Here is a 12,216-nt window from a genome sequence, read left to right as displayed (position 1 = left end):
TCCATCGTGGGGACGACTCATGGGCCCCCGCGTTATCGTGGGGGCCCTTTTTTCTTGATGTCAGATCAACTCTCGCGCGGTGAGATCGACTTCGAGCGTCGCGGCATCGCTGAAATGGTGGACCTGCCAACCGAGTGTCTTCGCCGCAGCGACATTTGCCGCATTGTCGTCGATGAACAGCATTGCCCCAGCGTCATGACCGAAGCGCTTCCAGGCGAGTTCGAAGATGGCGGGATCGGGCTTCGCTAGCTTCTCTTCGCCGGACACCACGATGTCCCGGAACCGGTCGAACACCGGCGCAGTCGGCCGGAAGCCCGCCCAGAATTCGGCGCCGAAATTGGTGATCGCGTACAGCGGGACGTCGCGCGCCGCCAATCGCTCGACCATTTCGATGCTTCCGGAGACCGGGCCGGGGATCGTCTCGTTGAAGCGCGTCGCATAGGCGCGGATTTCGGCTTCATATTCGGGATAGAGTGCGATCCTCTCGGGCACCATGTCGGCCAGCGCACGGCCGCGATCATGCTCGAAGTGCCATTTTTCGGTCACGACCTCGGACAGCAGGAAATCCAGTCGCGCCGGATCGTCGACGATCCGCTCGAACAAATGCGACAGCTGCCATTGGTAAAGCACGCGCCCGACATCGAACACGACGGCTTCCACGGTCATTGCATCACCTTCATGCGCTTAGCCCAAATGCGAACGGCCCGTACCCCTGCGGGGCCGGGCCGGTCTTGCACATCCACGCTGCCGGTGCGGCAGCGCGCCAAATCAGCCCTGGCGGGCCTTGAAGCGGCGGTTGGTCTTGTTGATCACATAGGTGCGCCCACGACGGCGGATGACGCGGCAATCGCGATGGCGACCCTTGAGGGACTTGAGGCTGTTGCGGATCTTCATGATTTGTCTCGTCAAATAAATACGCGCCGGAGATAAGCCCCGACGCGGCAAATTCAAGGGCGCCCGTTAGCGGCGGGGGTGATTCCGGTCAAGGGTGATTGGGGGAACGGTGGCTTCGAGAAGGTTTTAGTTGCGTGCGGGCTGGACATCCGTCCAGCCCTTGCTGTTCCGTCCCATGCCCCCACCCGGCCACCCACGGCACTATACTGATTGGGTGGCCGGGTGGGGGCGTGGGACGCAACAACCGCAAGGAAAGCGCGGATGCGCTTTCTACACCATACAAAACTACCCCTCTCCCCTGATCTCCGCCAGCCGCCGCTCCCACTGCAGCGCGTGGCTCACGATCGTATCCAGATCCGCAAACTGCGGTTCCCAAGGCAACGCCCCCCGGATGCGCGACGGGTCCGAGATCAGTTTGGCCGGATCACCCGCGCGGCGCGGCTGCATGCGGCGGTCGATGGTCTGGTTGGTTACCCGGTCCACTGCGTCGAGCACTTCGAGCACCGAAAAGCCGCGGCCATATCCGCAATTCATCGTCAGCGAGCGGTCGGGCTGCGCGATCAGTACCTCAAGAGCCATCAGATGCGCCTTCGCCAAGTCGCTTACATGGATATAGTCGCGCACGCCGGTGCCGTCGGGCGTCTCGAAATCGGTGCCGAAAACCGCGACATGATCGCGTTTGCCGGTCGCCGCCTCGCAGGCGACCTTGAGAAGATGCGTCGCGCCAGCTGTCGACTGGCCGGTCCGTCCCTCGGGATCCGCACCTGCGACATTGAAATAACGCAGCGCGCAATAGTTGAAACTGTGCGCCGCGCTGGCGTCGGCCAGCATCTGCTCGGTCATCAGCTTCGACCAGCCATAGGGATTGATCGGCTGCTTCGGGGTGTCCTCGCTCACCTGCTCGACATCGGGCGTGCCATAGGTCGCCGCGGTCGAGCTGAAGATGAAGTGCCCGACCCCGCCGTCGATCGCAGCCTCGATCAGAGCGCGGCTTTTCACCGTGTTGTTGTCGTAATACTTGAGCGGGTTCTCGACCGACTCCGGCACGACGACAGACCCGGCGAAATGCATGATCGCACCGATCCCCTGCTCGAGAAAAATCTGCTCCAGCAGGATCGTATCGGCGATGTCGCCCTCATAGAGCGGCACCTCCTCTGGCACCGCGAAGGCGAAACCGGTGGAAAGATTGTCGATCACTGCCACCGGCCAGCCCGCATCGCGCAAGGCAAGCACCGCGTGGCTGCCGATATAGCCGGCTCCGCCCGTCACCAGCACCGGTATTTTCTGTCCATTGTCCATGGGCCGCGCCCTAGCATACGAATTGGTAACGGCAACGACCTAGAGAGCCTGCCGCCATGTTCCGGAGCGGATTGCCCTGCCCATGCGTTAGGCAACTGTCGCAATCTGGCGACGAGCCGTGAAAGGATCGCATGATGAAACCGATGATATCGCTGAGCTGCCTGTGCGCCGCGCTCGCTCTTGCCGGATGCGCGACACCGCCGGGCCCGGTCGAAGTGACCCGGTTCGTCGCCCCGGAAAGCTTGGCCCGGCTCGGCCAGGGTACGATCTTCGTCGAGACCATGCCCGGCACCGATGGCGATAGTCTGGCCATGGCGCCCTACAAGGCTGCCGTGGCGCGCGAACTCGCCGCGCTGGGTTATGTCGAGACCGACCGCGCCAGCGCCAGCCAGATCGCCCAGGTCGGGGTGGATGGGTACGTCATCGGATCGAACGGCCGCCGTAGTCCCGTCAGTGTCGGGGTCGGCGGACGAACAGGCGGTTATGGATCCGGCGTTGGTGTCGGGATCGGCATCAACCTCGGCGGCGGCGAGAAGGATCGGCTCGGCACGGAACTGTCGGTCCGCATCAGCGAAGCCGCCGGTGGCGCGAGCCTGTGGGAAGGTCGCGCCGATTTCAGCCCGCCCGAAGACTCCCCCCTTGCGCGCGGCACGGCGAACGCCCAGACGGTCGCCTCCGCGCTGTTCCGGGAGTTTCCCGGCAACAATGGGGAAACGATCGAAGTGAAGGTACCCGAGTGAACGACATCCATATCGATTGCGCATTCGACAGCGGCAATATCGAAGTCCTGTCCGTCGACGGCGCGAGTGCCAGGCTGGCCATCCGCAAGGACCATCAAAGCGAGTTTGCGCAGTGGTTCCATTTCCGCGTGAGCGGCGCCGCGGGGCGCGAATTAGAACTGAAGATCACCGGCCTCAACGACAGCGCCTATCCGGGCGGCTGGCCGCAATACGATGCCTGCGTGTCGGAAGATCGCGATTATTGGGGCCGTGCGGCGTCGAGCTGGGACGAGAGCGCCGACAACGGCACGCTGACGATCCGCTATACCCCCGCCAGCGATATCGCCTATTTCGCCTATTTTGCGCCCTATTCGATGGACCGGCACCACGATCTCGTGGCCGAAGCCGCATCAAGCGAAGGTGTGGACTACAAGCGCCTCGGCACCACGCTCGACGGGCAGCCGATCGACTGCCTGTCGATGGGCGAAGGTGAGACGCAGGTGTGGCTCTATGCGCGCCAGCACCCTGGCGAGACGCAGGCCGAATGGTGGATGGAAGGTGCGCTCGAAGTGCTGACCGATCCCACCGACAGCGTCGGCCGCCTGCTGCGCCAGCGCTGCCGCCTGCATGTTGTGCCCAATGCCAATCCCGACGGATCGAAGCGCGGGCACCTGCGCACCAATGCCGTCGGCACCAATCTCAACCGCGAGTGGGAAAATCCGACTGCGGAAAAGAGCCCCGAAGTGCTCGCCATCCGCAATGCGATGGACGAAACCGGCGTGCATTTCGCGATGGACGTGCACGGCGACGAGGCGATCCCGGTTGCCTTCCTCGCCGGCTACGAGGGCATCCCGAGCTGGACCGACGAGCACGGCGAGCGCTTCTATCTCTACGAGCGCATCCTCGACCGGCGCACGCCCGATTTCCAGACCGAGCAGGGCTATACCAAGTCGGCACCGGGCAAGGCCAATCTGTCGATGAGCACCAACCAGGTCGCCGAACGCTTCGGTGCGACGGCGATGACGCTGGAAATGCCCTACAAGGACAATCCGGCCAGCCCCGAGCCCGAGCAGGGCTGGAGTCCGGAACGCTGCAAGATGCTGGCGCGCGACTGCCTCGCCAGCCTGCTCGAATGGCTGGATAGCGACAAGGGCTGAAGGGGGCCGGGGCGCAGCTACGCGCCCCGGCTCCATTATTCGTTGGCGGCGATACCGTCGGTAATCTTTTGCGCGACCTCTTCGATAGATCCGGTGACCAGCAGCGGCTGGCCGCCGACCATGCCGACGTTGGTCTGGCCGTTCTCGCCGGTCCTGAGCCACGCGATATTGCTGGCGACGACGAGGTAATTGCCGCCGCGCGATTCCAGTTTCACGAATTTCATCGAATCATCTCCTGACGCGGCGAGACTAGCGCACAAAGCGGTACGCAATGGTTAATGCCGGACAGCGAAAATTCAGCTAGCGGGTGGCACCTCGGGCCAATGCGCAAGTTGCCATCCATCGCCGCGATGATTGCGGCATTCGCCTCCACCCCGGCAGCCGCGACCGGCGGCCTGCTTTGCACGACGGCAGCTGAGCCGGAGATCAAGGTCTCCATCGGCTTCGGCCACGTCCCCGGCGCGCCGATCGTCGCCAAACATCTTTGGGTCGACGGCAAGACAATCCCGGTTCAGGCGCCGCAATGGTGGCTGGATGACGAGGAGATGCGCCTCGAACTCACCGATGCCGAGATGATGAACACGCTGCTGGTGATGCGCACGAAGCGTAACGGCTGGACATACGACGGGCAGGTGACATGGGCCGGCAAGACCCACTGGATTCGCTGCAAGGAGAACTGAGCCGGGCGCGCGCTCGGTTCAGCGCACCTCCCGGCTCGCCACGCGCCCGTCGATCACGACGCCGGTGACATGGCTGGTGTATTCCAGCGGGTCGCCATCGAACAGCACGACATCGCCATCCTTCCCGACGCTGAGCGAGCCGACGCGCTCGCCGACCCCGACAGCCCGGGCCGCATCGATCGTGATCGAGGCCAGCGCATGTTCGGGCGCAAGGCCGTTGGCCGCCGCCCAGCCCGCTTCCCACAAGATCACGCGGGTCTTCGGAACATAGCCTTCGTAGCCGGACTGCAGCGCGAAGGGGATACCTGCTTCGCGCAGGGTTGCGGCGGTGGTGAAACTGGCATTCTCCAGGTCGCCATAATGCCTGCCCATGGTCGGGTGCAGGATCACCGTCACCCCGGCCTCGCGCAACTGGTCGAGCAGGCGATAGCTTTCCGCGCCGCCGTCGATGACCAGATCGATGCCGAACTCCTCCTTGAGGCGCAGCGCGCTCATGATGTCCTGCGAGCGATTGGCGGTGACCATCAGCGGCACGCGGCGCGCCAGCACATCCTTCCAGACCTGGGTATCGAGCTTGGTCGCAGCGCCGGGCTTTGCCTCGGCATCGCCACTCTTCGCTGCCGTCAGCGCCGCGCGGAGCAGAGCCATTTGCTTGGGCCGCGTGCCGGGGCCCTTGTCGCTGTCGAGCGCATTCGGGCCGAGGTTGGCCGCGATCATCGCGCGCGGCACGATCGCCGCGGCGTCGGCCGTCTTGGCCCAGGTCTTCGCGACCATGGTCTGGCCCGACACGACGGTGCCGGGGCCATGCCCGGTGTGAATGGTGGTAACCCCGAACGAGCGGACCCAGTCGACCAGCGTCTCGTCCGGATTGTAGCCGTCGATCGCGCGCAACTGCGGCTGGAGCGCAGCGCCCGTATCGAGCTGGTCCTGATCGTCGAACTGGTTGAGATAGCCGGCAAGGCCGACCACCGTACGCGCATCGACGAAGCCGGGCGTCGCCACCTTGGCGGTCAGCACTTCCATGCCCTCGGGCACGCCGGTGCTGGCAGCGGGGCCGACACTCACGATCTTGCCGCCGCGGATGACGACGACACCGTCACTGATTGCAGCGCCATCCATCGTGTGCAGCGTCTCTGCGCGAACGGCAACATCCTGCGCGGCGAGGTGGGCGGGGGCCAGGGCAAGGGCAGCTGTGGCGAGCGACTTGGCGATATGCTTGATCATTGTCCGGCCTCCGCTTCCGCTGCTTCCCAGTGGTGATGGGCGAGCTCCATCGGGCTGCCCGCGCCATAGCCGCCTTCGGCCAGCAGTTTGCCTTCCTCGGTCGTACGGTCGAACAGCTTTTCTCCTTCGACCCAGGTCTCCATGACATCGGTATAGACCGACAGCGGATCGCCGGAGAGCAGGATGAAATCGGCGTCTTTGCCGACTTCCAGGCTACCCACGCGGTCGTCCAGCCCGAGCTGTTTGGCGCCATTGATGGTGAGCGCCCGCAGCGCGCCTTCGCGGCTCATCCCGCCGCGCACGGCAATTCCGGCCTGGCGGAACATAAGGCGCGAATCGATGATGCCGTCATCAGAGTGCAGCGAAGTCAGCACGCCAGCCTGTTCCAGTGTGGCGGCGGTATCGAGCCGCGATTCCTGCGCTTCCAGTTTGCCGCCGGGGCTATCGACGAGGATGTTGGAAACCGGGATACCGGCCACGGCCAGTTCCTCGGCGACCTTCCAGGCTTCCATTCCGTGCTGGATCAGCACCTTGAAGCCGAACTCGCGCTGCAAGCGCAGCACGGTCATGATGTCGTCGGCGCGGTGCGTGTGGTGGTGCACCAGCCGCTTGCCCGACAGCACTTCGCACAGCACTTCCTTGCCGAGATCGACTGTCTTCTTGTCGCCGCCGCAATAGGCCTTCGCCTCGGTGAAGGCGGCGCGGACCAGCGCGGCGGACTTGGCGCGCGTGGTCGGGAAGCCAGGCGTTTCGCGGATCGGGTTGGTGCCATTGGCCATTTTCAAGCCGCCCATCACCGAACCGTCGGGGAAGAACCACGCGATGTCCTCGATCGTCTCGCCATCGCGCAGTCGCATATAGAAGGTTTGCCCGCTCACCAGCCAGCCCGAACCGGGCATGACGTTGGCGGTCGTGACCCCGCCGGAACGCGCCTTGGCAATGCTGGCATCGCGGGGATTGATCGAATCCATCGCGCGGACTTCGGGCTGGATCGGCGAGCTGCTGTCAGCACCCGCGACCGAGCCGATGTGCGAATGCGTATCGACGATACCCGGCATGATGACCATGCCGCTCGCATCGCGGCGCTCGGCATCGGCGGGAACGGCCACGTTGGTGCCGACCGCTACGATCTTGCCGCTCTCGACGACCAGCGTGGCATTGTCGAGCGCAGGGCCGGCCATGGTGTGAATGGTCGCGCCCTCGAATGCCACAGCCCGTTCCTGCGCTTGTCCTGCGCCCGCCCAAAGCGCCACGGCAGAACAGGCGCAGACAGCGCCGGTGCGAATTGCGGTTGAAATCATGAAATACTCCCTCGACGCACCACACTAGCGCCGGATCGCTCCCCCGCAAGCCCGATCAGGCGACCACCGGTTCAAGCAAGCGCAGTGTGCGTGCATCGGCGTCGAGCTCCACCTCTACCCCATGCGGCATGGCGAGCTGGTTGGTGACGTGGCCAATGTTGGCGCCGGTGAAAGCCGGGATGCCAAGCGCAGCGAGATGATGGTCGAGAATGTCATCGAGGGCGAAGCCCGACTGGTCTTGCGTTTCGGGTTCGCATCTCGTGCATTGCCCGAAGACGATTCCCGATAGCTTGCCGAGCACGCCAGCCAACCGCAGCTGCTGGAGCATCCGGTCGACGCGATAGACGTCCTCGTTGACGTCTTCGAGAAACAGCACCGCGCCGTCGAAGCTGGGCAACCACGGAGTCCCCATCAGAGTCGAAAAAATCGTCAAATTACCGCCGAGCAAGCGGCCTCTCGCCGTCCCTCCGGCGATCGTCCGCCCCGCACGGCCGCTTGCCTGCTCGGCGTCGGCCCCGCCCAACACCGGCGTGTCTGCAGCAAAAGCCAGCCGCCACAAGCTTTCCCAGCTCTCGCGCTCCCATCGGCTGGCGGCATTGGGGCCATGGATCGTCGGGAAGCCCGCCCGCGCCGCGATCGCCAGATGCAGCGCGGTCGTATCCGAATAGCCGATCAGCAGCTTGGGATTGGCTCGGATCGCGTCCCAGTCGAGCAGCGGCAGGATCCGCGCCCCGCCCCAACCTCCGCGGACTGCGAAAATGCCGCGCACGTCCGGATCGGCGACCATCGCCATGTAATCCTCCGCCCGCTGCGCGTCGGTCCCGGCAAGATATCCGTTCTGCTCGCGGACATGCTGGCCGAGCTTCGGCACCAGACCCATCCCCCTGATCCAGTGCTGCGCCCGGTCGAGTTCCCACGGGAGTGTCAGGGCGCTTGCCGGCGCGACGAGACCGACCGTGTCGCCGACGCGCAAGCGCGGCGCTTTTCGCGCGACGGCGGCACCCACGGGCACAGGCAATGCGGTGGCGAGAAGCGCGCCGCCCATGCTGCCGAGCGCCTGCCGCCGGTCAATCATACCAGGCTGGTCGGTCCGAACGCGTCGGGCAGCAGTTGCGACAGCCGGACCCGGCGTACGCTATCCGGACCTACGCACAGGACTTCGGGATCAGTGCCGCCCAACTGCGCCAGTTCGTTAAGTACCTGGCGGCAGCGACCGCAGGGGGTGATCGGCGCGGTGCCGGGGCCGGTCACCGCGATCGCTTCCAGCCCGCCGCGCACGCCGTCTGCCATGGCCTTCGACACCGCGACCGTTTCCGCACAAAGCGCCAGGCCATAGCTCGCATTCTCGATATTGGTGCCGGTGACCACGCTGCCGTCGGCAAAGCGCAGCGCTGCCCCCACCGCGAAATCGGAATAGGGCGAATAGGAATGTTCGGCAGCGCCGCGCGCAGCAGCGATCAGATCGTCGTCGGTCATTTCGTCCTCGTCATAACGGCCGCACCACGACCCAGCGGAGCGACGCATCGGCCGCCTCGCTCTTGTACCAGCGGTTGGCCGTCCACATCAGCCAGGGCCGCGCGCCATATTCAGGCTCGAACCAGCTGCTGGTGAGCCATAATTGCCGGTCGATGCGGCGCGAAACGCCGTAGGCTTCCTCGAATTCTTCGGTCGGCGCGAGAATGGCCGCCTTGCCGGAATGCGCCTCGATCTGGTTGACCAGCGTCATCAGCTCGCTCTGGACTGCGGCATCGGAGATGCGCTCCGGGCAATCGCCTGCCGTGCGCTCCAGCAGAATGGCCGGCGGCAGCAGGCTCGCATCGCGCGGCACCATGGTGACGAAATTCGCCGATTGCCCGTCAGCCACCTCGCAAGGGTCGAAGCGATGCGCGGCGCCGACCTCGAGACCGGCCGCCCTCGCCCGCGCGAAATTCTGCGCGAAGGCGATATCACGGCCCTCGTTGCCGTCGCTTGCCTCGATATAGGCGAAGCTGGCCCCCAGACCCTTCAACGTATCGAAAGCGACCGGTCCGTCGCTGATGGCGATGATGGCGCCTTGGTCCGGCCATTCCGCCTCGTCCGGGCGCCAGCTGCGCCGGTCGTACCACAAATACGCGCAGCCGATGCCGACAAGGAGGACCAGGAGCAGTGCCGCCTTGGCACCGCCGGACAGCCCCTGCCGCTTCGTCTTGCGCTTGCGCTTGCTGCGAGCCACCCGATCAGCCCTTGATGTGCAGCACGCAGATCAGCGTGAACAGCCTGCGCGCGGTAGCGAAGTCGGTTTCGATCTTGCCTTCCAACCGCTCCATCAGCAGCTCGGCCGCGCGGTTGTGCACCCCTCGGCGGGCCATATCGATGGTCTCGATTTCTGCCGGAGTGGCCTTGCGGATCGCCTGGTAATAGCTGTCGCAGATGGCAAAATATTCGCGGATCGGGCGTCGGAAGCGGGCGAGGCCAAGCAAAAGTTCCTCGAGCAATTCGTCCGACGTATCGGCGATCGTCATCAACAGCCGCCCGTCGCGCACCGCCAGCCGCAGGTGATAAGGACCGCTCGCCCCGCGCTCGGCTGCGCGCAGCGGCTTGAACGTGTTTTCCTCGATCAGGTCGAAAATCGCGATCTTCCTCTCCTGCTCGATATCGGCGTTGCGCCAGATGATCGTCTCCTCGTCGAGGTCGACCTTGGCGATCCGGTGATCGGGACTGGCGGAAGCGGAATCGGTCATGCTTGCGCCCGCTTTCGCAGGTTTATGCGGGCCGGGGCAAGGGCTTGGCGAATAGTCCCCGATATCCACAAGCGAAGTGGCTGCATTGCAACTTGCCAGCAGGGGTGCCCGCCCGTCATCAGAGCCCGATGGCCGATACCGATCTCCTCTTCCCCGCCGACGATTCGACTGCCGACAAGGCGGACAAGGGCACGCAGCTGCCCGCCAACCTCGAGGCGGAGGCGGCGTTTCTCGGCGCCGTCCTGATCGACAACAAGGTGATCGAGGAACTGACCACGCCGCTGGTCCCAGATCATTTCCACGAGCCGGTGCACCAGCGGATCTACGAGCGGGTGCTCAAGCTGCTCGACCGCAATTCAGTGGCGACCCCGGTTACGCTCAAGCCCTATTTCGAGAGCGACGAAGCGCTCAAGCAACTGGGCGGCACGACTTATCTGGCGCAACTCACCGCCGACGGCCAGGGCCTGCTGCACCCGCGCGAGCTGGCCGACCAGATTTACGATCTCGCCCTGTTGCGCCAGCTGGTCAGCGTCGGCCGCACGCTGGTCGAAGGGGCGCTCGACACGTCGGACGAGGTCGAGCCGCTCCGCCAGATCGAGCAGGCCGAGGCCGATCTCTATCGCGTGGCTGAAGGGGCGAGCACCGGCAGCGAGGCGCAAAGCTTCCGCACTGCCGCATTCGGCGCATTGCAGGTGGTGCAGGCGGCGATGAATTCGGGCGGGAGGTTTTCCGGCAAGACCACCGGCCTCGACACGATTAACGACAAGACCAGCGGCCTCCACAATTCGGACCTCGTGATCCTCGCGGGCCGCCCTGCCATGGGCAAGACCTCGCTTGCGACCAACATCGCCTTCAACGCCGCCTCGCGCCTCATGCGCGACGAGCGCGACGGAATAGACCGCGCGGATTCTCCCGGCGCGGGCGTGGCCTTCTTCAGCCTGGAAATGAGCGCCGACCAGCTTGCTACGCGTATCCTCGCGGAACAGGCGGAAATCTCCAGCGAGAAGCTGCGCTCGGGCAAGCTCAGCCGCGAGGAGTTCCAGCGCCTGTCATTCGCCAGTCAGGAACTGACAGACCTTCCCCTGTATATCGACGACACGCCTGCGCTGACGATCGGCGCGTTGCGCACGCGGGCACGACGGCTGAAGCGCCGGCACGATATCGGGCTGGTGGTGGTCGACTATTTGCAGCTGCTGCAGGGATCGGGCCGCGCGAGCGACAACCGGGTGAACGAGATTTCGGAGATCAGCCGCGGTCTCAAGACGCTCGCCAAGGAGCTGCATGTGCCGGTGATCGCCCTGTCGCAGCTCTCGCGTCAGGTCGAACAGCGCGAGGACAAACGCCCGCAACTCGCCGATTTGCGCGAATCCGGCTCGATCGAGCAGGACGCCGACATGGTGTGGTTCATCTTCCGCGCCGAATATTATCACAACGCCACCAAACCCGACACGCCCGACGAAACCTCCTCCGAAGAGGTGCGGATGAAATATGCCGAATGGGAGGCCCGCCATCTGGAGCTGGTCAATAAGGCGACGCTGATCGTCGCCAAGCAGCGTCACGGCTCGACCGGTAACGTGCCGCTATTGTTCCACAGCGAGTATACCAAGTTCAGCAGCCCTGACGTGCGGAATTACGAGGATTACGACTGAGGTTCGTCCACCGCATCGATCCCGCAATTGTAGGTACCTTCCAAGGTTACGGTCTGCGAGCCGCGTCTGAGATTCAGGCTGCCGGTGAAGTTCGGTTCCGCCACGACGGGTGCCGGCGTCTCGCTTACGGGTGCAGAGGCGCGGACTTCTACTTCGACTTCAAGTCCATCGGGGCCTGCGAAACTCGCCCCCCGGCTCAACGTATTGTAGCCGCCCCCGCCATTCATTTCGAGTTCAACGGGACTGCCGTCCAGAACGATCAGCGCCTCCGCGCTTTCGGCAGAGACCGAATTCGCTGCTGCTGCCAGCAGGGTTTCCTCGCCCCGGCGGAAAACACATCCGAGGTCGGAAACGAGGTTCGCCTCGCTCCGCATCGTCTCACTTACAACGCCAGGCACCAGCGGAAGCGTATTCGCCGGCGCGTCGACCGATGTCATCGGGACTGGCTGCTCGATCGCCCCCTCATCCTCTTCGACCGGCTCGGCACAACCAACAAGAGCGCCGACAAGGACGGGCAGCATCACAATACGCATCGAATTCTCCTTCACGGTTAGGCTACGCCCCAGCGTCGCC

At 64.6% G+C, this 12,216-nt stretch carries 15 protein-coding genes; 4 read left to right on the top strand and 11 right to left on the bottom strand.

Annotated features, from left to right (window positions below):
- Positions 1-60: 60 nt before the first annotated feature.
- From Q9K02_RS02900 to galE, 3 genes are all read right to left on the bottom strand, one after another.
- Complete coding sequence (locus Q9K02_RS02900) at positions 61-666, bottom strand: HAD family hydrolase (protein ID WP_305931535.1); 606 nt, start codon at positions 664-666, stop codon at positions 61-63.
- 102 nt (positions 667-768) lie between these two features.
- Entirely contained in the window at positions 769-894 is a 126-nt protein-coding gene (gene ykgO / locus Q9K02_RS02895) for a type B 50S ribosomal protein L36 (protein ID WP_050599643.1), read from the bottom strand.
- Between the two features lie 285 nt (positions 895-1,179).
- On the bottom strand, positions 1,180-2,193 hold the full coding sequence (gene galE, locus Q9K02_RS02890) for a UDP-glucose 4-epimerase GalE (RefSeq protein WP_305931534.1): 1,014 nt from the start codon (positions 2,191-2,193) through the stop codon (positions 1,180-1,182).
- A gap of 134 nt (positions 2,194-2,327) precedes the next feature.
- On the opposite strand from galE, the gene Q9K02_RS02885 reads away from it, so the two are divergent.
- On the top strand, positions 2,328-2,933 hold the full coding sequence (locus tag Q9K02_RS02885) for a DUF4136 domain-containing protein (protein ID WP_305931533.1): 606 nt from the start codon (positions 2,328-2,330) through the stop codon (positions 2,931-2,933).
- The gene (locus Q9K02_RS02880) at positions 2,930-4,069 is read left to right on the top strand and encodes a M14 family metallopeptidase (RefSeq protein ID WP_305931532.1); all 1,140 of its coding nucleotides are present in this window, start codon (positions 2,930-2,932) and stop codon (positions 4,067-4,069) included. Before Q9K02_RS02885 ends, Q9K02_RS02880 begins: the two co-directional genes overlap by 4 nt.
- 35 nt (positions 4,070-4,104) lie before the next feature.
- On the opposite strand, the gene Q9K02_RS02875 is transcribed toward Q9K02_RS02880, so the two are convergent.
- The gene (locus Q9K02_RS02875) at positions 4,105-4,293 is read right to left on the bottom strand and encodes a hypothetical protein (protein WP_305931531.1); all 189 of its coding nucleotides are present in this window, start codon (positions 4,291-4,293) and stop codon (positions 4,105-4,107) included.
- 99 nt (positions 4,294-4,392) lie between these two features.
- Here Q9K02_RS02875 and Q9K02_RS02870 point away from each other — a divergent pair, with 99 nt between their 5' ends.
- A complete protein-coding gene (locus tag Q9K02_RS02870; protein ID WP_305931530.1) occupies positions 4,393-4,749 on the top strand; it encodes a hypothetical protein in 357 nt (118 codons plus the stop codon).
- A gap of 18 nt (positions 4,750-4,767) precedes the next feature.
- Here Q9K02_RS02870 and Q9K02_RS02865 read toward each other — a convergent pair whose 3' ends face one another.
- From Q9K02_RS02865 to Q9K02_RS02840, 6 genes are read right to left on the bottom strand one after another with little or no spacing between them, the layout of a single operon-like run.
- Complete coding sequence (locus Q9K02_RS02865) at positions 4,768-5,973, bottom strand: amidohydrolase family protein (RefSeq protein WP_305931529.1); 1,206 nt, start codon at positions 5,971-5,973, stop codon at positions 4,768-4,770.
- Positions 5,970-7,274, bottom strand: coding sequence for an amidohydrolase family protein (locus Q9K02_RS02860; RefSeq protein ID WP_305931528.1), 1,305 nt, complete (start codon positions 7,272-7,274; stop codon positions 5,970-5,972). Before Q9K02_RS02860 ends, Q9K02_RS02865 begins: the two co-directional genes overlap by 4 nt.
- Before the next feature lie 55 nt (positions 7,275-7,329).
- Positions 7,330-8,349, bottom strand: a complete 1,020-nt coding sequence (locus tag Q9K02_RS02855; RefSeq protein ID WP_305931527.1) for a S66 peptidase family protein — start codon at positions 8,347-8,349, stop codon at positions 7,330-7,332.
- Positions 8,346-8,750: a cytidine deaminase gene (locus Q9K02_RS02850; RefSeq protein ID WP_305931526.1), complete on the bottom strand. Its 405-nt coding sequence runs from the start codon at positions 8,748-8,750 to the stop codon at positions 8,346-8,348. Before Q9K02_RS02850 ends, Q9K02_RS02855 begins: the two co-directional genes overlap by 4 nt.
- A gap of 10 nt (positions 8,751-8,760) precedes the next feature.
- Complete coding sequence (locus Q9K02_RS02845; protein WP_305931525.1) at positions 8,761-9,486, bottom strand: glycoside hydrolase family 25 protein; 726 nt, start codon at positions 9,484-9,486, stop codon at positions 8,761-8,763.
- Between the two features lie 4 nt (positions 9,487-9,490).
- Positions 9,491-9,994, bottom strand: coding sequence for a UPF0262 family protein (locus tag Q9K02_RS02840; protein WP_305931524.1), 504 nt, complete (start codon positions 9,992-9,994; stop codon positions 9,491-9,493).
- A gap of 128 nt (positions 9,995-10,122) precedes the next feature.
- Between Q9K02_RS02840 and Q9K02_RS02835 the strand changes: the two genes are divergently transcribed.
- Positions 10,123-11,643 carry a replicative DNA helicase gene (locus Q9K02_RS02835; protein WP_305931523.1) on the top strand — a complete coding sequence of 507 codons (1,521 nt, stop codon included), beginning with the start codon at positions 10,123-10,125 and terminating at the stop codon, positions 11,641-11,643.
- Here the strand turns inward: Q9K02_RS02835 and Q9K02_RS02830 are convergent.
- The gene (locus Q9K02_RS02830; protein WP_305931522.1) at positions 11,634-12,176 is read right to left on the bottom strand and encodes a hypothetical protein; all 543 of its coding nucleotides are present in this window, start codon (positions 12,174-12,176) and stop codon (positions 11,634-11,636) included. The two genes, Q9K02_RS02835 and Q9K02_RS02830, sit on opposite strands and share 10 nt — an antisense overlap.
- Between the last annotated feature and the right edge of the window lie 40 nt (positions 12,177-12,216).

It is taken from the genome of Qipengyuania profundimaris (assembly GCF_030717945.1).
Lineage (GTDB): Bacteria > Pseudomonadota > Alphaproteobacteria > Sphingomonadales > Sphingomonadaceae > Qipengyuania > Qipengyuania profundimaris.
The sequence above is the reverse complement of the archived record's forward strand: the minus strand, read 5'-3'. Positions and strand labels throughout refer to the sequence as shown.